The 20,060-nt window shown below is 34.9% G+C and carries 17 protein-coding genes; 12 read left to right on the plus strand and 5 right to left on the minus strand.

Annotated elements, in window-relative coordinates; translation table 11 throughout:
• Positions 1–2,448, minus strand: a complete 2,448-nt coding sequence (locus tag C1638_RS10910; protein WP_109620888.1) for a bifunctional UDP-N-acetylmuramoyl-tripeptide:D-alanyl-D-alanine ligase/alanine racemase — start codon at positions 2,446–2,448, stop codon at positions 1–3.
• A gap of 204 nt (positions 2,449–2,652) precedes the next feature.
• Complete coding sequence (locus C1638_RS10915) at positions 2,653–3,240, minus strand: thymidine kinase (RefSeq protein WP_076352889.1); 588 nt, start codon at positions 3,238–3,240, stop codon at positions 2,653–2,655.
• Between the two features lie 61 nt (positions 3,241–3,301).
• Between C1638_RS10915 and C1638_RS10920 the strand changes: the two genes are divergently transcribed.
• The 4 genes from C1638_RS10920 (at position 3,302) to fabG (ending at position 7,905) form a co-directional block, all read left to right on the plus strand.
• Positions 3,302–4,789, plus strand: coding sequence for a DUF8457 domain-containing protein (locus C1638_RS10920; RefSeq protein WP_109620889.1), 1,488 nt, complete (start codon positions 3,302–3,304; stop codon positions 4,787–4,789).
• Positions 4,790–4,791: 2 nt separating this feature from the next.
• The gene (rsmI, locus tag C1638_RS10925; protein WP_109620892.1) at positions 4,792–5,466 is read left to right on the plus strand and encodes a 16S rRNA (cytidine(1402)-2'-O)-methyltransferase; all 675 of its coding nucleotides are present in this window, start codon (positions 4,792–4,794) and stop codon (positions 5,464–5,466) included.
• Between the two features lie 7 nt (positions 5,467–5,473).
• Positions 5,474–6,988, plus strand: coding sequence for a WG repeat-containing protein (locus C1638_RS10930; protein ID WP_109620893.1), 1,515 nt, complete (start codon positions 5,474–5,476; stop codon positions 6,986–6,988).
• 173 nt (positions 6,989–7,161) lie between these two features.
• On the plus strand, positions 7,162–7,905 hold the full coding sequence (fabG, locus tag C1638_RS10935; RefSeq protein WP_109620895.1) for a 3-oxoacyl-[acyl-carrier-protein] reductase: 744 nt from the start codon (positions 7,162–7,164) through the stop codon (positions 7,903–7,905).
• A 52-nt stretch (positions 7,906–7,957) separates the two neighbouring features.
• Here fabG and C1638_RS10940 read toward each other — a convergent pair whose 3' ends face one another.
• Positions 7,958–8,995, minus strand: a complete 1,038-nt coding sequence (locus tag C1638_RS10940; RefSeq protein WP_109620897.1) for a GMP reductase — start codon at positions 8,993–8,995, stop codon at positions 7,958–7,960.
• A gap of 61 nt (positions 8,996–9,056) precedes the next feature.
• On the opposite strand from C1638_RS10940, the gene C1638_RS10945 reads away from it, so the two are divergent.
• From C1638_RS10945 to C1638_RS10965, 5 genes are all read left to right on the plus strand, one after another.
• The gene (locus C1638_RS10945; protein ID WP_109620899.1) at positions 9,057–9,797 is read left to right on the plus strand and encodes a prolipoprotein diacylglyceryl transferase; all 741 of its coding nucleotides are present in this window, start codon (positions 9,057–9,059) and stop codon (positions 9,795–9,797) included.
• A gap of 10 nt (positions 9,798–9,807) precedes the next feature.
• Positions 9,808–10,035 carry a hypothetical protein gene (locus C1638_RS10950; RefSeq protein ID WP_109620901.1) on the plus strand — a complete coding sequence of 76 codons (228 nt, stop codon included), beginning with the start codon at positions 9,808–9,810 and terminating at the stop codon, positions 10,033–10,035.
• A gap of 17 nt (positions 10,036–10,052) precedes the next feature.
• Positions 10,053–11,456: a radical SAM protein gene (locus C1638_RS10955; RefSeq protein WP_109620903.1), complete on the plus strand. Its 1,404-nt coding sequence runs from the start codon at positions 10,053–10,055 to the stop codon at positions 11,454–11,456.
• Between the two features lie 200 nt (positions 11,457–11,656).
• Positions 11,657–12,445 carry a 5'/3'-nucleotidase SurE gene (gene surE, locus C1638_RS10960; protein WP_109620905.1) on the plus strand — a complete coding sequence of 263 codons (789 nt, stop codon included), beginning with the start codon at positions 11,657–11,659 and terminating at the stop codon, positions 12,443–12,445.
• A 319-nt stretch (positions 12,446–12,764) separates the two neighbouring features.
• Complete coding sequence (locus C1638_RS10965; protein WP_109620907.1) at positions 12,765–14,894, plus strand: carboxy terminal-processing peptidase; 2,130 nt, start codon at positions 12,765–12,767, stop codon at positions 14,892–14,894.
• 52 nt (positions 14,895–14,946) lie between these two features.
• On the opposite strand, the gene C1638_RS10970 is transcribed toward C1638_RS10965, so the two are convergent.
• On the minus strand, positions 14,947–15,450 hold the full coding sequence (locus C1638_RS10970; RefSeq protein WP_109620908.1) for a superoxide dismutase family protein: 504 nt from the start codon (positions 15,448–15,450) through the stop codon (positions 14,947–14,949).
• A 250-nt stretch (positions 15,451–15,700) separates the two neighbouring features.
• On the opposite strand from C1638_RS10970, the gene C1638_RS10975 reads away from it, so the two are divergent.
• From C1638_RS10975 to C1638_RS10985, 3 genes are all read left to right on the plus strand, one after another.
• Entirely contained in the window at positions 15,701–16,603 is a 903-nt protein-coding gene (locus C1638_RS10975) for an AraC family transcriptional regulator (protein WP_109620910.1), read from the plus strand.
• A 92-nt stretch (positions 16,604–16,695) separates the two neighbouring features.
• Positions 16,696–18,945: a TonB-dependent receptor gene (locus C1638_RS10980; protein WP_109620912.1), complete on the plus strand. Its 2,250-nt coding sequence runs from the start codon at positions 16,696–16,698 to the stop codon at positions 18,943–18,945.
• Positions 18,946–18,994: 49 nt separating this feature from the next.
• Positions 18,995–19,654 (plus strand): hypothetical protein, encoded by a 660-nt coding sequence (locus C1638_RS10985; RefSeq protein ID WP_109620914.1) that lies wholly within the window; start codon positions 18,995–18,997, stop codon positions 19,652–19,654.
• 121 nt (positions 19,655–19,775) lie between these two features.
• Here the strand turns inward: C1638_RS10985 and C1638_RS22335 are convergent, their stop codons facing one another.
• A complete protein-coding gene (locus C1638_RS22335; protein WP_164463069.1) occupies positions 19,776–19,937 on the minus strand; it encodes a hypothetical protein in 162 nt (53 codons plus the stop codon).
• Between the last annotated feature and the right edge of the window lie 123 nt (positions 19,938–20,060).

Raw genomic sequence — 20,060 nt, forward strand, 5'->3', positions numbered from 1 at the left:
TTAATCTTTTATATAAATCCGTTTCACCCGAGGTGAAATGGACGTTAATACTTCATAGGTTATAGTTTTGCAGTAGCCTGCGAATTCTTTTAAACTTGGTTGTGCGTTGAAGACTGTTACAGTATCTCCTTCCTTTACATAAGGAGCATTTTCGACATTAATCATCATCATGTCCATGCAGATATTTCCAACAATGGGTACCAATGTTTTATTAACACCCAAATGTCCTACCTGATTTCCGATCAGTCTTGGAATACCGTCAGCATATCCAACAGGGATTGTTGCAATCTTCGTCTTGTGATCTGCTTTATATTTTCTGCTGTAGCCTACAGATTCTCCGCTTTCAACCATGGAAATCTGAGAGATAACTGTTTTAAAACTTACAACAGATTGTAATTGTTTTTGTATTTCACTATCTGGTGACTCTCCAAGCATCCCGATCCCAATTCTCACCATATCATGCTGATGATCAGTATAGCTTGTAATTCCAGATGAATTTAAAATATGTCGGATAGGAGCGTAGCCTAATTTTTCAGTTAAATAACTAGAATTTTTTTCAAAAACCTCCAGCTGCTTTAAAGTAAATTCTTTCTCTTCCGGCATATCTGAGGAAGATAAATGACTAAACATACTTTGAACTTTAAGATTTTTATGGCTTAAAGTTTCACTTAGCTCATCCAACTCAAAATCTTTAAAACCAAGACGGTGCATTCCCGTTTCCAGTTTAATATGAATTGGATATTTTTTATCATATCCTGATTTCTGCACAGCTTCATAAAATAGTTCCAACACCCTGAAACTGTAAATTTCAGGTTCAAGATTATATTCAATGATTGTTTGATAACTGTGTTGCTCAGGATTCATCACTATAATAGGAGTAGTGATTCCCTTTTTACGCAGTTCTACTCCTTCATCAGCAAAGGCTACCCCAAGATAGTCGATGTGATGATGTTGTAGGAACTCTGAGATTTCATAACTACCCAAACCGTAGGCATTAGCTTTTACCATAGCCATCATTTTCGTTCCGGGTTTCAATAGCGACTTGTGATAATTGATATTATGAAGAATAGCGTTTAGATTAATCTCTAAAACAGTATCATGCTTTCTGAGTTCAAGGATATCTTTAAGCTTCTCTATTTCAAATTTTCTAGCTCCTTTTAAAAGAATGATTTGATTTTCTATTTCAGCAAGATGTTTACTTTCAATAAGTTCTTTGGTATCTATGAAAGTATACGTTTTAGACTTAAATAATTCACTGAACTTTGAAATTTCATCACCAATTAGAAAGACAGAATCAAAATGTTGATCATTTACCAATTCGGAAACCTCTTCATAAAGTTCCTGAGAATTAGCATTCACCCCTACAATATCCGTTAAGACCAATGATTTTTTAGGTTTATTGTATTCATTTAAAAATTGCAGGGCAGTTTTCAAAGAATCGAGGTCAAGGTTAAATGAATCATTGATGACAATATTGCCCTTAATTCCTTCGATGGCTTCAAGCCTCATTTCGACGGCCTTTAAAAGGTTGATTTTTTCAACGATCTTTTTATTTTCGACTCCTAACTCTTTAAGAACAGCGATAAGCGCTGTAGCATTGGTTAACGTTGCTTCGTCTCTTTGGTGGGCAGGAAAACTGATTTCTTCACCAAAATATTCCACAACGATGTTTTCATCCTTGGAAATATTGTTTTTGATAAAAACTTGGTTTCCTTCTTTATATCCGTAAGAGATTAATTTTCTATCTGAATATAATTTTTTAATTTTTTGATCTACCAAAGTATGGTCACCATTATAAATGATCACTTCAGAATCTTTAAAAAGTTTGATCTTATCATCTATCAATTCTTGCTCAGAAGAAAAGTTGGCAGCATGGGCAGTTCCGATATGGGTCAACAATCCGATTTGTGGGTGGAAAATATTTTCAAGTTTTTCCATTTCATCCGGCTTGGAAATTCCTACCTCAAAAATTCCCAACTGATGAGAATCATTAATTTGAAGTAATGAAAGGGGGAGACCAATTTGAGAATTAAAACTCTTTGGACTTTTTACAGTAGGGAATTCATTCCATAAACATTGATATAACCATTCCTTTAAAATGGTTTTTCCATTACTTCCTGTAATTCCTATGGATCGTAAATGCGAATTTTCAAAGTGATATTTTGCTAATTGTTGAAGAAAATCCACAGAATTTTTAACAATAATCCATGTTATATTTTCAAACTGTGGATATTGATGTTCGGAAATAATAATAGTAATTCCTTTATCAATGGCAGATTCAATGAACTTTTCACCAGAATTCTTATGGGTATTAATGGCAATAAACGCAGTATTCTTTGTAGAATAAATAATCCTGCTGTCATAAGCTATATTTTTAACCATTAAATTATTATCTCCAATAACCTGTGAATTGGTGATTTCTGCAATTTGATGTACTGTGTAGTTCATTGGTGCCCTTTCTGCTTTATTTTAAGTGAAAATGCAAAAAGATAAAACTGCAAAGGGAATAGAAAAGCTTATTTTTAGCTGATATCTCCTTTATTGAAATTTTATAATATTGCTTTTTCGTTTTTCATTTATTAATATTCTGTGAATGTATTTTATTGACTGCTATATTTTATTGCTTTTTTGCAATTTTAATTTGTGTATGTATTACTTCCTTTTTGAAAGGACTTCATCAATAAATACACGACGGCTTACTGCTTCATAGCTTTCAGTCTCTCCCAATTCTACCAGATCATCTCCCTGAGAAGTTCTCATAGAATAGTTGGCGAGATTACCCGTTCTCTTGCAAATAGCATGCACTTTTGTTACATATTCTGCGGTAGCCATCAGATTAGGCATCGGTCCAAAAGGACGACCCAAAAAGTCCATGTCCAATCCTGCAACAACTACTCTTACGCCGCTATTGGCCAGTTGATTAGCAATCTCAACAATGCTTTCGTCAAAAAACTGAGCTTCATCTATTCCTACCACATCACAATTGGATGCCAATAGAAGAATTTCATTCGGGTTTTCTACTGCACTGCTGCGTATTTTATTCTGATTATGAGAAACTACATCCTCCTCAGAATACCGGATATCCAGTTTCGGTTTAAAAATTTCCACATTTTGTCCTGCCATTTCAGCTCTCCGTAATCTTCGGATCAACTCCTCGGTTTTACCCGAAAACATAGAGCCACAAATCACTTCCATCCAACCACTTTGTTTGGAATGATTAATTGTATTTTCTAAAAACATTTGTTAAATTAGCCGTATATTTTCAAAATCAAAAGTAAGCAATTTTAATAAGAATCTTATTATGCAAAATATCCAAGATTTAAAGGAAAAAATTCTTTTTGAATCCAAGAATATCATTGATAATCTGGACAAAATAAACAATGTAGACGAGTTACTTTCCAAGCAAGATCTTGTAGATGAGCTTGCTAACAGGATTTCTTTTTTGAAACTGCTGGAAAAAAACATCGAATATTTCATAGCAGATGAACCGTCTAAACATTCGGATAATCATTCTATTTCTTTTGCTTCAGGAGAATTGGAACATCATGATTCCGGAAATGAAGTAACGGAGGAGGAAGCGATCTTTAATAATGAGCTGAATGAAATTGATGAACATGAAAACGACAGTTTTATTGTGGCGTCTGATGAAGAAGAAGTTGTTTTCACTAACCAATTGAATGAGATTGTTGAAAATGAATTCCATGAAAACATAGTAAATTTCGTGGGAGAAAATAATCAAGAAGAGCCTGTTAAAAGTACTCCAACGTCAATTTCTTCTACAGAAGTTACAGAGGAAGAAGCAATCTTCAACAATCAATTGAATGAAATTGATGAAAATGAACATTCAATTGTTCCGGATGCAATTCTGAGCTTTGTAGACGAAGAAAAAATTCTTTCAGAAGCTAAGCCTGATTCAGATGAGGATATTAATGAAGATATGTTTAGTGATGACATTACAGAAGAGGAGGCAATATTCAACAATCAACTGAATGAAATAGATGGTGATAATGAATCCGAAGAAAAAAATGATGTGGATTATGCGGCAGTAAATGAACTTAAAGAAAACAAAGTAATTACTGAAACAATTCCAAGTATTTTCGATACAGAAATGCTTGATGATGAAATGCTGATTGAGGAAAATGAAGAGCAATTTACTACTTCAAATATATCATTAGAACAAGGAGAGCTGGTAACAGAAACCTCTAATGTAGAAAATATTCTGAATGAGATTAAAAATGATCATTCTGAAAAAGAAACTAAGGAAGAAAATATTCTTGCAGAAGTTTATGACCGAAGAAAAATTGTTGAAATAGACAAACCTGTTCCGGAAGAAACAGAAAGACATCCTTCTGATGAAAGTTTTGAAAACTTAGATGAATATCATCAGGAGAAAAAAATAAAATTAGCTAATATCAAAGGGTTGAAAGCTGTTCAATCCCTCTTTGACGATGATCCGCTGGAAAGAGAATTTCCAATGGAAAATCAACCTACATCTGTAAAGGAAGACACAGGAAGTGTTTTAAAATCTAATATTCCTACCAATTTTATGGAGGCTGAAAAGCCGAAACCAGAGTTTAGACTGGATTTGAATGATAGAATTGCTTTTTCAAAAATGCTGTTTGGCGGAAGTCAGGCAGACCTTAATGAAACGGTAGCCTATCTGAACCAATTCAAAACGCTGGAGGAAGCCAAGGAATATCTGAGTGACCTTTACTATGAAAGAAAATGGAATGGAGTGGATGAATATGCTCAGAGACTTTGGATATTAGTGGAAAATAAATTCTTATAATTTTGAGCGGAATCTTATATTTTGTTCCTACACCCGTTGGGAACCTTGAAGATATGACCTTCAGAGCAGTAAATGTTCTTAAGGAAGTTGATTATATTTTATGTGAAGACACCAGAACTTCTGGAATACTTTTAAAGCATTTTGAAATCTCTAAGCCTTTAAAATCTTATCATTTACACAATGAGCACCAGGCAACAGAGAAAGTGATTACAGACCTTAAAAGCGGTCAGAATATTGCAATTATTACTGATGCCGGAACCCCTGGAATTTCAGATCCGGGCTATTTATTGGCCAAAGCAGGAGCAGATAATAATATAGAAATGATCTGTCTTCCTGGAGCAACTGCACTAATTCCGGCTCTGGTGGTTTCCGGACTTCCCAATAATGAATTTTTATTTGCAGGATTTTTACCCCAGAAAAAAGGAAGACAAACCAAACTTAAACAGCTTGCAGAGGAGAAAAAAACGATTGTCCTTTATGAAAGTCCACATAAGATCAATACTACATTAGAACAGATCAAGGAATTCTTTGGTGAAGAAACAAAAGCAAGTTTAAGCCGCGAAATTTCCAAAAAATTTGAAGAGACTAAAAGAGGAACTATCAATGAATTAATTGAATTTTCTAAGAGTAAAACTTTAAAAGGAGAGATCGTTCTTATTGTCAATAATTCTATTTAAATTTTAATTGAAAAAACTAATTTTTGTATTGTGTTCTACAGTTTGTATTGCGCAAACTAACCAATACACGAAGGTTCTCCTTTCCAAAAAAACAGGAAAGGAGGTAAGTTCATATTCAGATGGATTCGGAACGGTGTATGACCCTGTTTCCAAAAAGCAGGGAATTATAGATGCATCAGGAAGTATCACTTTTGAATCTCCCTACAAAGGAGGAATTTCACACATTTTCAAAAAAAGATTTATCCTTTACTCAGAAGAAGCCAATAACAAGAGAAAGTCTGCTATTATTGATGAAAAAGGGAATGAACTTGTTTCTTTAGATGATCATGAGTTCAACACTCCGTGGTGGAGCAGAGAGCGTATTATTTCTTCCAAGCAGGGTAAGGATGCGGTTTATGATTACAATGGAAAGCAGATAATCCCTTATTCCGATAAAATTAGGTTTGCGGGAAAAGAAAGATTCTTTGTTTTGAAAGATAAGAAATGGTTTTTGTACGACTTTAATGGTAAACAAACCAGTGATCGTGAATTTAAGGATGACTACAGTTTTGAAAATGGAAAAGCACTTATAATCAATGAAGAAAATCAGAGTGAAATTATAGGAAATGATGGACAGACATTGCATAAGTTTTCAAAGCAGATTGATAATATCAATGCATATCCATTTCTGATTACAAAAAATAAGTCCACCGGAAAATACGGATTGATTGATACTGATGAAAATGTCATTGCTGATGAAGTTTTTAATGATATCACCCCTGAGTACTTTGGTAAGAAAGAATATATTTATCTTAAAAAAAAGAATAAGACAACGGTTTTTTCTAAAAAGGATAGACAATTATACGCTAGTAATTTTGAACACCTTACTCCTTTATTTAATAACTTTCTAAGTATCTATAATGATAAATCAAGAAAATATGGTATTGTTGACCTCCAGGGGAATGTAATAAAGCCCCATGAGTATGATTTCATTAAAGATTTTACCATTTCAGGAAAGGATTTTATTTACCTTAAAAAAGGAAACGAAGATCAGCTTCTTACTACTGAACTTAAAAATATTTTAAATGAAGATGATCAGGTACTTGGTTTTTACCCTGAAAGTTTGATTATCAGCAATAAAAATAAATATTACAAATTCTCAGTGGCATCCCAATCTAGAGCTGAACTCAAAGGAATTGATTTTGTCAGAAGTCAGGATATAGAATATTTTAACATTCTTAATGAATATTCAAAGCCTCTTGTATGTAAGAATACCAGTAATCTTTATGGTATTCTGGATGGAAAGGGAACGGAAATTGTACCATTTGTCTACGAAGATATTATTGCATTTGAAAATTTTGAAAATGAAATTGTTGTAAAAAAAGACAGCAAATACGGCGTTTTAAATTTTCAGAATGAGCCTTTAACAGAGATTATTTATGACTCTTATTTTTGGATGAAAGAAGTATTGAAAGTAAGTAAAGATAAGACGACAGACTTTATTTATTTCACCAGATTTAGAAATAATTCGACTGAACTTTAATAAAACTTACAAAAAACACATAAAAAAGTTCAGTATTTTAATGAATTAAATGTGTTGAATAACAATTTATAATATCTTTGCAAACCGTTTAATTCCGGAAAGGAATTATGAATACTAAGTGAGTCAGCAATCACAAGCTGAACGAGTTATAAAGAAAATAATTATCAATAGATATGAAAATATTAGAAGGAAAAGTAGCACTAATTACCGGAGCTACAAGAGGAATCGGAAAGGGGATCGCTGAAATGTTTGCTCAGCAAGGAGCAAAAGTAGCATTTACCTATGCCGGCTCTGTAGACAAAGCTAAAGAATTAGAAGCAGCTTTAAGTTCTGTAACCCAAATTAAAGGATATCAGTCTGACGCATCAGATTATGATGCAGCTCAAAAACTAGTAGAAGACGTAATGGAGGAGTTTGGAAAGATTGATATTTTGATAAACAATGCAGGGATTACAAAAGATAACCTGTTATTAAGAATGTCCAAGGACGATTGGGATAAAGTAATCAAGGTAAATCTGGATTCAGTTTTTAACCTTACAAAGGCAGTGATTAAGCCGATGATGAAAGCAAAATCAGGATCTATCATCAATATGACTTCAGTAGTTGGAGTAAAAGGAAATGCAGGACAAGCTAACTATGCAGCTTCTAAGGCCGGAGTAATTGGATTTACGAAGTCTGTTGCATTGGAGCTAGGATCAAGAAATATCAGATGTAATGCAATTGCTCCTGGTTTTATTGAAACTGAAATGACAGCTGTTTTGGATGAAAAAACAGTTCAGGGATGGAGAGACGGTGTTCCAATGAAAAGAGGGGGGCAGCCGGAAGATATTGCTAATGCTTGTGTATTCTTCGGAAGTGATATGTCAGCATATATTACCGGACAGACATTAAACGTAGATGGCGGAATGCTAACTTAAAAAATAGAAAGAGGCTATACAAAATGTGTAGCCTCTTTTTTTTATTTCAATTTTAATTAAAAACTTGGTTTTCCTGTTCCTGAACTCTGATAAAAGTAGTTCTTTTGGAAAGTTCTTTAAGTTTAGAAGCCCCCACATAAGTACAGGTAGATCTTACTCCTCCTAAAATATCCTTTACTGTTTCTGCAACAGGACCTTTATAAGCCACTTTCACAGTTTTTCCTTCAGAGGCACGGTATTCAGCTACCCCTCCGGAATGCTTATCCATTGCTGTTTTGGAACTCATTCCATAGAATGAACGGTATTTTTTACCATTTTCTTCAATCATTTCGCCGCCACTTTCATCATGACCGGCAAACATTCCCCCCAGCATAACGAAATCTGCACCGCCACCAAAAGCCTTAGCGACATCTCCGGGAACTTTACAGCCTCCATCTGCAATAATGTGACCTCCTAATCCGTGAGCGGCATCAGCACATTCGATAATTGCTGAAAGTTGAGGATAACCTACCCCCGTTTTTACACGGGTTGTACATACGGACCCGGGGCCAATCCCAACTTTGATGATATCTGCTCCTACCAAAAGAAGCTCTTCTACCATTTCTCCAGTAACCACATTTCCGGCAATGATGATTTTATCCGGAAAATTTGCTCTTGCCGACTTCACAAACTGAACAAAATGTTCCGAATATCCATTGGCAACATCGATGCATAGAAACTCTATTTTGGGATGCTTTTCAAGAATTATCCGGATTTTTTCTTCATCTGCTTTTCCTGTTCCGGTACTTAAGGCAATATATTGATGAATACTTTCTGGCTGGCTTTGCAGAAACTGACTCCATTCTTCGGGAGTATAATGTTTGTGTACAGCAGTGATAATTTTATCCTTAGCCAGTTCTACAGCCATTTCAAAAGTTCCTACGGTATCCATATTGGCAGCAATAACAGGAACGCCGCTCCATTTTTTTTTAGTGTGTTTGAAAATAAACTCCCTTTCCAGATCTACTTCTGAGCGGGACTTTAATGTTGAACGTTTAGGGCGGAACATTACATCCTTAAACCCCAGTTTTATGTCATATTCTATACGCATTTGGTAATTATTTGTCAGAATAAAGGTAGTAAATAATCTGAAATGGATTATTTTTGGAGCAATGGATTTTCCTGTAGCTTTTCATATTTTCGGTAAAACGATCCTTGCACATCCTCTTTTTGAGGCGGTAGGAATGTTTCTGGGCATGCGGTATTATTTTTATCTCAAAAGAAAATCAAAGGAAAAGCTATCATTCAACATTTCTGCAGCAGTTTTGATAGGGGCAACAGCAGGCGCTTTACTAGGCTCTAAACTTATTGGAAATCTGGAAAATCCTTATTTAATGTTTGTTCGCTTTAGTGTTCAAAAATTCTGGTCAAGTAATACCATTGTGGGTGGATTAGCCTTGGGATTATTAGGTGTGGAGCTTGCCAAAAAGGTCGTTAATCATAAGGAAAGTACAGGTGATTTAATCGTTTTTCCCTTAATGCTGGCCATGATCATTGGACGAATCGGCTGTTTCCTTACGGGAATTTATGAGGAGACCTATGGTATTCCTACAGATTCCATCTTTGGAATGAATCTGGGAGATCAGTATCTCAGACATCCTGTTGCCTTGTATGAGATTGGTTTTTTAATCATTCTTTGGATTTGCCTGAAGTATATTCAAAAACTGAAAAGATATCCATCAGGGTTTCTTTTTCAGATCTTTATGCTGAGTTACTTTACCTTTAGGCTTTTGCTGGATTTTATTAAACCCAGGGTTGAAATTTTAGGAAATTTCGGAACTATTCAATTAGTATGTATTTGTGTAATTATTTACTACATTTATACTATGAAAAACACTCAATCCACTATTTAAAATATTCAAGATGAAATCTTTAACACTTTTAGAAGCCGGTGACCTGACGAGTTTAGTAATCATGATCGTTGGTATTATGATTTTAGGCGCCTTGTTCTTTTCTATCATTGTTACCTTTGTTGTAAAGCTAATCTACGAAAGAAAGGATGATAAGAAGTTCAGCAGAAAACAGTTTATACAAACCTTTGTGATTAGTCTGTTGATCTGTGGCCTGATTAGCGGATATATTTGTGGATAAGGAATTTAAAATTAATTATGCCGATAAGAAATTATACATACTACGATTATACCATTAGTCTTTGCCCGGAATGTCTGAAGAGAGTAGGTGCAAAGATTATTATAGAGGATGAAGCCGTTTTTATGACCAAAAGATGTCCTGATCATGGTTTCTTTAAAACAAAAATTGCTTCAGACGTAGCCTATTACAAAAATATAAGAAACTACAATAAAGCTTCGGAAATGCCACTTCACTTCGGAACAGACGTGGAGTACGGATGTCCTTATGACTGTGGGCTTTGTATAGATCATGAACAACACAGCTGCCTTTCCATTGTGGAGGTTACAGATCGTTGTAATCTGACCTGTCCTACCTGCTATGCAATGTCATCACCTCATTATGGCAGTCATAGAAGTCTGGAGGAAATTGAGGCGATGTTTGATGTTATTGTTAAAAATGAGGGTGAGCCGGATGTTGTTCAGATCAGTGGGGGAGAACCCACCATCCATCCTGAGTTTTTTAAAATTATGGACATAGCCAAGACCAAGCCTATTAAACATTTAATGTTGAATACCAATGGGATAAGAATTGCCAATGATCCAGGTTTTGCAGAAAAACTGGCAACGTATGCTCCCGAATTTGAGGTGTATCTTCAGTTCGACTCTTTTAAAGTGGAAGTTTTAGAGGAATTTAGGGGAAAGGATCTCAGTTCGGTAAGGATGAAAGCATTGGAAAAGCTGAATGAACTCAATCTTTCCACTACCTTAGTTATTGTTCTTCAAAAAGATAAAAATATAGATGAAATAGGGAAGATCATTGAATTTGCCCTGAAGCAAAAATGTGTAAGAGGAATTACATTCCAGCCTGTGGAAATTGCAGGGAGAAATAGGGAAGATTCGGCTCACGAGAAAATCACTTTAACGGAAGTGAGACAGGAAATCATCAATCAGTTTCCGATCTTGAATTCTGATGATATGATTCCGGTTCCATGTAATCCGGATGCCTTGGCAATGGGATATATTTTAAAGCTTGAAGACGAAACCATTCCTTTAACACGTTATATTAATCCTGCTGATCTTCTGAATAATGAATCCAGAAATACCATTGTCTACGAGCAAGATAAAGGGCTTCACATGCAGTTGCTGGATATATTCAGTACTGGTATTTCTGTAGATAAAGTAAAACCTAAGGTCAACCAGTTACTCTGTTGTCTTCCGGAGGTCTGTGCTCCTGACCTCGATTATGATAATCTGTTCAGAATTATTATCATGAATTTTATGGATGCCCATGATTTTGATGTTCGGGCTGTGAAAAAGTCGTGTGTTCACATTGTCAATAAAGACCTTAAACTGATTCCATTTGAAACCATGAACCTTTTCTACCGTGATGATAAGAAAAGCTATTTAGAAGAATTAAGAAAAGAAGATAGAGTATTGTTTTAAGTTGGAGGCATTATCTATTTCTACAACAGGTTTCCTTCCAAATTGAGTATAGAAATCTCTCTATTTATTTCAATGATAACAAATCTGCTGTTTTATAACATCTTATTTTTAGCTACATTTGATGGGTGAAAATTCTTTTTGTTCAATTCTCAAAATGAACAGATTGCACGCATTTGTATTAAAAAAAATTAAGATAATATATGGAAAGACCACTTATTCTGGTTACTAATGATGACGGGATTACAGCACCAGGTATCAGAAACCTTGTCAATTTTATGAATGAAATCGGAGAAGTAATTGTTGTAGCTCCGAACTCGCCCCAAAGTGGAAAAGGCCACGCTATCACAATTAATTCTACCCTAAGTTACGAAGAAGTAACCCTAGACGGGGCACAGGTTGATTTTTCTTGTAGCGGAACTCCTGTAGACTGTGTAAAAATGGCTCTTGATAAAATTTTAACAAGAAGACCGGACATCGTAGTTTCTGGAATTAATCACGGAGCAAACTCATCGATCAATGTAATCTATTCAGGAACAATGTCTGCTGCTGTAGAAGCAGGAGTAGAGGGAATTCCTGCCATAGGATTCTCATTGCTGGATTTCAGTTGGGAAGCAGATTTTAGTCAGGCTAAAGAATTTATTCAGAATATAGTAAAAAGAACACTGGAAAACCCAATGCCAAAGGGAATTGTTCTGAATGTAAATATTCCAAAACTTCCTAAAGAGGAGATAAAAGGAATAAAGGTATGTAAGCAAGCTAATGCTAAATGGGAAGAAAGTTTCGATGAGAGAGTAAATCCACATGGAAAAAAATATTACTGGTTAACCGGTTATTTCAATAATATGGATGATTCTGAGGATGCTGATGAAACAGCTTTGGCCAACGGATATATCTCTATTGTACCTGTTAAGTTTGACCTTACAGCTTATGAATATATGAAGAAGTTGGAGGAAGTGATGGCTTTTGATACTGTAAAAGATGATAAATAAGCTTTTTTAAAAAGTATTGATTTCATAAATATACTTAGGGTAGGAAATAATTGTTTCCTACCTTTTTCTTTAAATGTCAACAGATTCAATGCTTTTCGGAGAATGAAACTTAACTGATGAAAGCAGGTTCACTTTTTTATCCTATATTTAGGATGAAAGATTCTGTAATAAAAAAAGACGTACACCTATTGAATAAAAAAACCTTAAAACTATACGATATTTGTAAATAAGGTATTAAATTTGATAGTTTGTAACAGTCTGCTAATTATTGCTACTCATTACAATACTTATATTTTAAAATTATAAATAAAGACAGTTTATGTGGAAAAATTTCAAACTGAATAAATTTTTACTACTGATTCCATTAACCAGTCTAATGTTTTGCTTCAACTCGCCAAAGAACGATGATGAAAAGATGCAGACAATAATGGTGAGCGTAAAAAATACCCTTTCTTACCTGCACTATAGTCCCAAAACTATTAACGATGCCTATTCAAAGGATGTTTATAAGCACTATTTTGAATTAGTAGATCCTGCAAAAAGATATTTCCTTCAATCTGATATGGATGAATTCGGCAAGCATGAAACCAAGCTTGATGATTATATCAACCAGGGAGATCTTACATTCTATAAGCTTACCATAGACAGACTTTACCAGAGAGTAGATGAAATTGATAAGATTACACAGGACATTTTCAGTAAGCCGCTTAATCTTCAGGAAGACGAAACACTTACTCTAGAGCCAAAGCTTAAAAAGGTACCTGCCAACAAGCAGGAACAGTATAATGAGTGGAAAAAGTTCATCAAATACAATATCCTTCAGGAAATTGAATCTATGAACAGTAAGGAAGAGGCTCAAAAAGAAAAGAAAGATTCAGTTCAGAAGTACAAACTACAGGATACGATCAAATTTAAGCCTCTTACTCAGGACGAAAAGATCAAAAAAGCTACAGATGAAGTAAAAGATCTTGTAAAAGATACGTTTACCAGATTCAAAAAGAGAAAGAAAATGGATTGGTTTACAGTGTATATGAATTCATATACCGAAGTATTTGATCCACACACCAACTATTATTCTCCAAAGGATAAAGAAGATTTTGATACCCAGTTTACCGGAAAAGTAATAGGTATTGGAGCTTTAATCCAGGAGAAAAAAGGAAATCTTTATCTGGGTGCCCTTACCATTGGTGCTCCAGCATGGAAATCTAAGCAACTTTCTGAAGGAGATAAGATTCTAAAAGTAAAATCTAAGCCGAAAGATGATGCTGTAAATGTCGTAGGAATGCTTTCTGATGAAGCTGTAAGATTAATCCGAGGAGAAAAAGGAACACCTGTTACCCTAACGGTTCAGAAGAAAGACGGCACCATAAAAGATGTAACCATGATCCGTGAGGAAGTTGCTATTGAAGATACTTTTGCAAGAAGTATTGTAGTGAATGCTCCTAATGGAAAAAAATATGGGTTTATCAATCTTCCTAGCTTTAATGCAGATTTTGAGAACGCTAAAGGAAGAAATGCTTCAGATGACATTAAAAATGAAATCGTTAAGCTTAAAGCTCAGAATATTGAAGGAATTGTCTTAGACCTTAGAAATAATGGTGGAGGTTCCCTAACAGAAGTAGGAGATATTATGGGACTTTTCATGGATGCCGGACCTTATGTTCAGGTAAAGGATGGAAATGGAAAAATACAGACTCTAAAGAATAAAAATGAAACTCCAATCTGGACAGGTCCTTTAGTTATTATGCAGAATGAACTTTCTGCTTCGGCTTCAGAGATTTTAGCCGGAGTAATGCAGGACAACGGAAGAGCAATGATCATAGGATCTCCACAATCTTTTGGAAAAGGTACAGTACAGACTTTTGTTGATCTGAACAGATTCCTGAATACTGAGGATGATTTTGGATCTTTAAAACTAACCATTCAGAAATTCTATAGAATTACAGGAGAATCTACACAGAGAAAAGGAATTGTTTCAGATATCCAGATGAAAGATTTCTTTACCTATGCAGAAGTAGGAGAGAGATATGATGATTATGCCCTGGCATGGGATAAAATTCCAGCTACCAAATTCGAGAAACTGAATTTCTTTAATATTCAGGCTCTTGAAAAGGCAAGCGCAGGCAGAATGGCTAAGAACAACAATTACCAGTTATTGTTAGAATCTGCTCAATGGAGAGAAAAATTAGATAAAGAGGAAAGCATCACTTTGAATATCAATAAATTCAATGAAGTGATGAAACATAGAAAATCTCAGATTGAAAAATTCAAGGTACTGACTAAGTTTGAAAACGGACTTCAGTTTATCATGTATCCAAGTGAGGTTGAAAGAGAGAAAAAAGATGAAGCGTTCAAGAAAAAATCTGAAATGTGGATCAAGAACCTTAAAAAGGATCTTTACCTACAGGAAGCAATGAATATTGTTTCAGATATGGGAACAAAATCATAAACATAAAAAAACCGCTAATGAAAATTAGCGGTTTTTTTATTGAATAAAAGGATTACTTAATTTCTACACATCCCACTCTTCCTCCAGCATTTCCTGTAGGCTGAGTATGGAAATCATCGGCAGCAGCATGTACAATTAGGCCTTTTCCGATAATGTTCTTAGATTCATCTGTACAACCAAGACACCATTTATCTGTCTTGAATGTAAGTGTTGCAGTTCCGCTTTGGTCAGCAACCAAATTTCCTATATCTCCCATATGGAAATGCTCAGCACCCCATTTTCCGTGATCGTTCTTGGATGGGTTCCAATGTCCGCCTGTAGAGGTTCCGTCGGCAGCAGAACAATCTCCTTTTTCATGAATGTGTACAGCATGTATTCCAGGGGTAAGGTTCGTTATGTCCAGCTTCATGATGACATCATTTCCTTGTTGGGTAAACTTTGCTGTTCCGCCTGTCTGTGTTCCGCTTTTGGCATTTACGCTGTACGTTTTCGTAGTTCCACAAGAAACGGCAAAAAGCGCACATCCCGCCAATAATGCTAATGTTTGTACTTTCATTTTTAAATGATTTATAATGATTTTATGATAAATTTAAAAAAGATTTTCCAGAACCCTTTATGATTTCAGTCTTTTTTCGAAAGATCTGATTGTTCAGAATTGTAATATACCTTGTTTTACCCTCTAAACCTGCTGGTTGGGCACCAAGATAATTATTTTTAAATGAGGTTAAAAGAAAGCCTGAAAAAGAGCAATAAAAGACAAATGATACCTATTTCAGATCAATAACTTTGTAGATTAATATCCTGAAGTGAAAGAATATAAAAAAAGGATTGTAAAAACAATTCAATACATTGATGAAAATCTTGATGCAGATCTCTCTTTGGAAAGAATTGCAGAGATCAGTGCCTATTCACCGTTTCATTTTCACAGAATATTTAAACTCATTACAGGAGAAACACTTCAAAGTTATATTACTAGGAAAAAAATAGAAAAGAGTGCCTTTTTTCTTGCCATAAATAAGCAGGTGGAGATCAAGGAAATTTATCTTGACTTTGGATTCTCAAACCATTCTGTTTTCAGCAAGACCTTTAAAAAATATTACGGACTGCCTCCATCAGAATTCCGCAAAACAGCTCCTGAAGCATTTCACAAGATTTTACAAACACAGAGCAAGAATGGACAAATTGATACCGTTTTCAGCCAATACATTTGCACTATTGAAAACCTATTAAATTGGACAACAATGAATTTAAAAATCGAAGTGAAGCAAATGCCGAAAATGAATCTGGCGGCAGTAATGAGCCTTGGGATTGCTCAAGTAGAACCCTCTTACAATGTATTGATAGATTGGGCAAAAAGTAAGAATCTATTTCCTCGGGAAAATGTAAAAATGATCTCAGTGTACCATGATAGCTTCAAAGTAACTCCTCCGGATAAGGTCAGAATTCATGCCTGTATTCTCCTGGATGAAAAGCTGGAAATGTCACAGGGCGAAGTTTTTTCAGAAACCATAGAGGCCGGAAGATTTATTGTAGGAACTGGAGAAGTAGCCCTCAATGACTTTGAACAATGCTGGGTATCATTGTTCCTGTGGATGAATGAGCATCATCATTCCATGAGAAGAACATTCCCGTTTGAGATCTATCATTCCAACTTTAAAGAACATCCGGAAGGAAAAATGATCGTAGATTTTTGTATTCCGATTCATTAATTTCCCATTCGGTAACAAAAGAATACCCTTCAGTAATAAATTTTTTATAGAAGGGTATTTATCGTATTACTTTTGATCCAGAAAACATAGCCATGAAAGCACAAGCTCATAAAATATTCTTTCTTATTGCTCTCCTCTCTTTTGCAATAGGATATTCTCAGATAAAGATATCCGGGAAAGTAACCTTTAAAAATAAGGGAATAAACGAGGTAAATGTCACCCTAAAAGACACCTATGACGGAGCAACAACAGATGTACAAGGAAATTTTTCTTTTGAAACTTCAGAAAAAGGGAGTCATATTGTAACCTTTACCCACCCGAAGTATGAGGAAATTAATAAAACTATTGTAATTGATAATCAGGCTATTTCATTAGGGAATATTGAAATTAAAGAACAGGTAAGTGAGATTGATGCTATAGTGGTTTCTGCAGGGTCCATTGAAGCGAGTGATAAGAAAAGAGCAAGTGCTTTACTTACACCAACGGATATTTATACCATCGCAGGGGCTGATGCACAGGTTTCCTCTGCATTAAACTATCTTCCTGGAGTCCAGAAAGTAGGAGGAACAGAGGGGGTTTTTATCAGAGGAGGTACAGGAACAGAAGCTAAAATATTTATGGATGGAATTTTAATCAACAATTATTTCTCCAATTCAGTATCAGGAATAGCAGGAAGAGATCAGTTTAATACCTCTATTTTTAAAGGGAATGTATTTTCAAGTGGTGGATATTCTGCATTATACGGACAGGCTCTTTCCGGAGCATTATTGTTGGAAAGTGTTGATTTACCGGACCAGACTTCCTATGATGTTTCAGTTTCACCAATTTTTATTGGTGGTGGATTTCAAAAATTATCCAATGACAACAGACATTCCTATGGGGTTTCTTTGAATTATTCAGATTTAAACCTAATGCAAAAAGTATTCAATTATAATACAAACTTCGTAGACTCTCCAAAAGGTCTGAATGGTAACTTTAATTTTAGAATTAAGACAAAATCAGGTGGATTCATAAAATACTATGGAATGTATACCGGTAATAATATGGGTGTGAAATCAGAAAGTCTGGAACCTGGAAGTGATTTTTCTCTCGTAAGATTGAAAGGAAAAAGCACCTATCATAATTTGACCTTTAGACAGAAATTCGGAAAATATTTGCTGAATGTGGGAACCTCATATGCGTTTAACAGATCAGACCTTAATTTTTCTACAGAAACCAACAATGTAGAATCAGAAAGAACCAAATTGCTTACAGAAGGAAACTATATCAACCTTAAAGCTGTTCTTGAAAGAAAAATCAATAGAATCAGTGCTATCAGAGGGGGTTTTGAGTTGAATAATGCCGATGAAAAATTGAACTTTGAAGATGTTCGAAAGCATTATAAAGATCTAATTTCCTCAGCCTTTGTAGAAACAGATTTGGGATTCAGTAATGCATTATCAGCAAAAATAGGAGTGAGGGCAGAGAATTCATCTTATTTGGGAAAGAATAATTTTGCACCCCGATTTGCTCTGGCATACCGTTTAGCAAAGAACTGGACATCATCATTAGCTTATGGAATTTTCTACCAAAACCCAGAAAGCAAATACATTAATGGACCTGCTAAGCTTGGTTTTCAAAAATCAGAACACTATGTTCTTCAGGTGCAAAGAAGTTCAGAGGGAAGATCACTACGTCTGGAGGCTTTTTACAAAAAATATGATCAGCTGATCAAAACCTACAATATCATTCCGGGGAAAGATCAGCAACAGCAGGTACAAACAGCCTTAAACAATGATGGTTACGGCTACGCAAAAGGAGTAGAAGTATTCTGGAGAGATAACAATAAAACCTTTAAAAACATTGACTATTGGATTACTTACTCTTATCTGGATACCAAAAGAGACTTTCTTAATTATCCGGTAAGCATGAAGCCTAACTTTGCTGCAGAGCATACATTATCGGTAGTGGTTAAAAGATTTATTCCGGAATGGAAAGTGGGAGCCAACCTATCTTACCTGTACACAAAAGGGCGACCTTACTACGACATTGCATCAAGATGGGAAGACGGAAAAGCAGTTAATTATACTAGAAATGAGGGGCAATTAAAAGATTATAATAGTCTTAATCTCAGCTTTAATTATCTGCCTAATATCGGGAAGAAAGATGCAAAGGTGTTTCCCATATTTGTTTTGAGTGTTTCCAATATTTTAGGATCAAAAAATGTGTATGGATATAATTTTTCAACAGACGGGTCCAGAAGTTCAGCTGTTTTACCTCCAGTAAATACCTTTGTATTTGTAGGTGTATTTTTCATCTTTGGAGTAGATAAAACAGAGGATGTAATCAACAGTAATTTATAAAAACATATCTTCGGAAAAACAATATAACTAACTTTTTAAAATTAATATAATGAAAAAATACATTTTAAGTTTTGCTTTAGTTTTGATGAGCTTAACCGCTTTTGCTCAGTCAGATTATGAAAAAATTATGTCTGAAAAGATAGGAAAGATAGAAGCCTGTAAAACAACAGAAGAATTTCAGGCTCTGGCAAATGATTTTCAGAGAATAGCAAGTAAAGAAAGTGGACAATGGCTTCCGTCATACTACGCTGCTTTTTCCTACATTCAAAAAGGAAGAATCATGATGAGAGATGGAAATATGCAGGAGCTGGATGGCGTAGCAGGACAGGCTGAAAAATATCTAGGGACTGCACAGAATCTTGCCGGAGCAGACAATGCAGAAATTCATCTATTGAAAAAAATGGCTTATTCCCTAAGAATGATGGTTAATCCACAGCAACGTTTTATGACAGATGGTGCAAGAGCATCTGAAGAGCTTAGTAGAGCCGATAAACTGGATCCTGCCAACCCAAGAATTGCTCTTATTAAGGCAGAGGATATTTATTTTACCCCAGAACAATATGGAGGGAGTAAAATCAAGGGAATAGAAATGTTTAAGGAGGCAATTGCAAAATTTAATGCTTATAAACCTAAAACAGTTTTAGACCCGAACTGGGGAAGAGGAGAAGCAGAGTATTTCATGAGTTTGTCTGCTGAAAAGAGCAAGTAATGGATTGTTTTTCATTTTTCTACAGTTCAGAAATAGTAAATAACATCATTTATTACAGATTAAAATAAATAGGCTGCCTCATTTTGAGGCAGCCTATTTTATACTTTAAACTAATTGAATATTAGCATGCAAAAACTGAGCATCTTCCAAATTGGTTTCTGCACATGTTCCATCCGCATCCATCATCTTCAAATGGATCTTTTATCATTAATCCTCCTCCGACTTTCTTTTGCTCGTCTCTGGTTAATTTTTTTAGTTCTTTTAGCTTGGTTTGTTTTTTCATTTTAGTTTGTTTTTTTGATGTTTCCTACTCTTTAAGCTTTTCGGATAACGCTAATTTGTATTTCCCTAAATTAGGATAAATATTGGAATGAACAAAATTATTTTTAATGAAATGTTTATTTTA

The organism is Chryseobacterium oncorhynchi, from assembly GCF_002899895.1.
GTDB classification, from domain to species: Bacteria; Bacteroidota; Bacteroidia; order Flavobacteriales; family Weeksellaceae; genus Chryseobacterium; species Chryseobacterium oncorhynchi.